2 protein-coding genes are annotated in these 2,182 nt (G+C 52.6%); both read right to left on the reverse strand.

Features of this window, described 5'->3' with window-relative positions; translation table 11 throughout:
* Positions 1-389: 389 nt before the first annotated feature.
* Positions 390-932, reverse strand: coding sequence for a D-glycero-beta-D-manno-heptose 1,7-bisphosphate 7-phosphatase (gene gmhB, locus AB5Z05_RS14640; protein WP_368152050.1), 543 nt, complete (start codon positions 930-932; stop codon positions 390-392).
* Between the two features lie 113 nt (positions 933-1,045).
* Positions 1,046-2,182 (reverse strand): elongation factor Tu (gene tuf / locus AB5Z05_RS14645; protein WP_115523187.1); only part of this gene is annotated, 1,137 nt, incomplete at its 5' end.

Here is a 2,182-nt window from a genome sequence, read left to right on the forward strand (position 1 = left end):
GGCTCAATGAATTGCTGAAATAAACTGTTCGACTTCTTATTGCTAAGAAATCGTCTTGGTCACTTCACCAGACATTGAAAATCAAAAATTGTTTTGATGTTCGATGCTGTGAGTGCCCACACAGATTGCTTGATTCAAATTGTTAAAGAGCGACGCAACAGTGTGTTGCTGCGGGAGTGAAATTCTACTCAACCGCCTTCTCGAGTCAAGCCTTATTTTCAAAGGCTTTTCGAGGTTACCGACGAGGTTGTTTGCGTTGCCGCTTGCCCTGTCGATGGAGGCGCATTATAGGGAACAGATTCTTTCTGGCAAGCAGATAATTGCAAAAAAATGGCTTTCGCTGTTTGTTCGCTCACAAAGCCACCAATTGGCATATTAAACCGGCGAAATCAGCTCACTACAGGCACCGCAACGGCAAAATCGTGCAGATTGTCATAGAGAGCATCGGCCAGCGCACTACCCGTTTCGGTCACCGGCTTACCGGTTCTGACCATGATCTTGTGACCGACACCAGCATTGACGGCAGCTTTCAGATCGGAAGGCTTGTCACCCACCATATAGGAACGACTCATGTCGATCCCCAGTTCCTGTTGCGCCAACAGCAGCATGCCTGGCTCCGGCTTGCGGCAATCACAGGGGGCGCCGTGATCCGGATGATGGGGGCAGAAGTAGATGCCATCGAGATCCACATCCCGATCAGCCAGTGACCAATCCATCCATTCAGTCAGATTCATGAAGTCATCTTCACTGAAGTAGCCGCGGGCGATTCCGGACTGGTTGGTGACGACGACCAGCAGATAGCCTTTCTTTTTGAGGAGCTGCAGGGCGTCTATGACTCCGGGCAGAAAATGGAAATCATCGACCAGACTGACATAGCCTGTGTCTTCATTGATGACACCGTCACGATCCAGAAAAATGGCGGGGTTGCTCACGGAAACTACCTCTATCAATGGTTTTGCCCAGTATCTCACAGGCCATAAATAGCCCCAAAAATAAAAGGGGTGGCCGAAGCCACCCCTTTTCATGTTTGTATATAACGAATCGATTAGGCGATTACGCTAGCTACAACACCGGCACCTACGGTACGGCCACCTTCACGGATAGCGAAACGCAGGCCGTCGTCCATCGCGATCGGAGCAATCAGGGTAACAACCATTTTGATGTTGTCGCCCGGCATTACCATCTCTACGCCTTCCGGCAGTTCGATGGTACCGGTCACGTCGGTAGTACGGAAGTAGAACTGCGGACGGTAGCCTTTGAAGAACGGGGTATGACGACCACCTTCTTCTTTGGACAGTACGTACACTTCAGATTCGAACTTGGTGTGCGGCTTGATAGAACCCGGCTTGGCCAGTACCTGACCACGCTCTACGTCTTCACGCTTAACACCACGCAGCAGCGCGCCGATGTTCTCACCTGCACGACCTTCGTCCAGCAGCTTGCGGAACATTTCAACACCGGTACAGGTGGTAGAAACGGTATCTTTGATACCAACGATTTCTACAGTCTCACCTACTTTAACGATACCGCGCTCTACACGACCGGTAACTACGGTACCACGGCCAGCGATAGAGAATACGTCTTCGATAGGCATCAGGAACGGCTGGTCAATCGCGCGCTCCGGCTCCGGGATATAGGTATCCAGGTGGCCAGCCAGCTCGATGATCTTCTCTTCCCACTGAGCGTCGCCTTCCAGCGCTTTCAGTGCGGAACCACGAACTACCGGCAGGTCATCACCCGGGAAGTCGTACTCGGTCAGCAGTTCACGAACTTCCATCTCTACCAGTTCGAGCAGCTCTTCGTCATCAACCATGTCACACTTGTTCATGAACACGATCATGTACGGGATACCAACCTGACGACCCAGCAGGATGTGCTCACGAGTCTGCGGCATCGGGCCGTCAGTCGCTGCTACTACCAGGATCGCGCCGTCCATCTGGGCAGCACCGGTGATCATGTTTTTAACGTAGTCGGCGTGACCCGGGCAATCTACGTGGGCGTAGTGACGGGTAGCGGTGTCGTATTCTACGTGGGAGGTGTTGATGGTGATACCACGCTCACGCTCTTCCGGTGCCTTGTCGATCTGGTCGAAGGCGAAAGCTTTACCACCGAAGTGCTTGGCCAGCACGTTGGTGATAGCTGCAGTCAGGGTGGTTTTACCGTGGTCAACGTGGCCGATGGT

This window comes from Aeromonas sp. R2-4 (assembly GCF_040908365.1).
GTDB classification, from domain to species: domain Bacteria; phylum Pseudomonadota; class Gammaproteobacteria; order Enterobacterales; family Aeromonadaceae; genus Aeromonas; species Aeromonas veronii.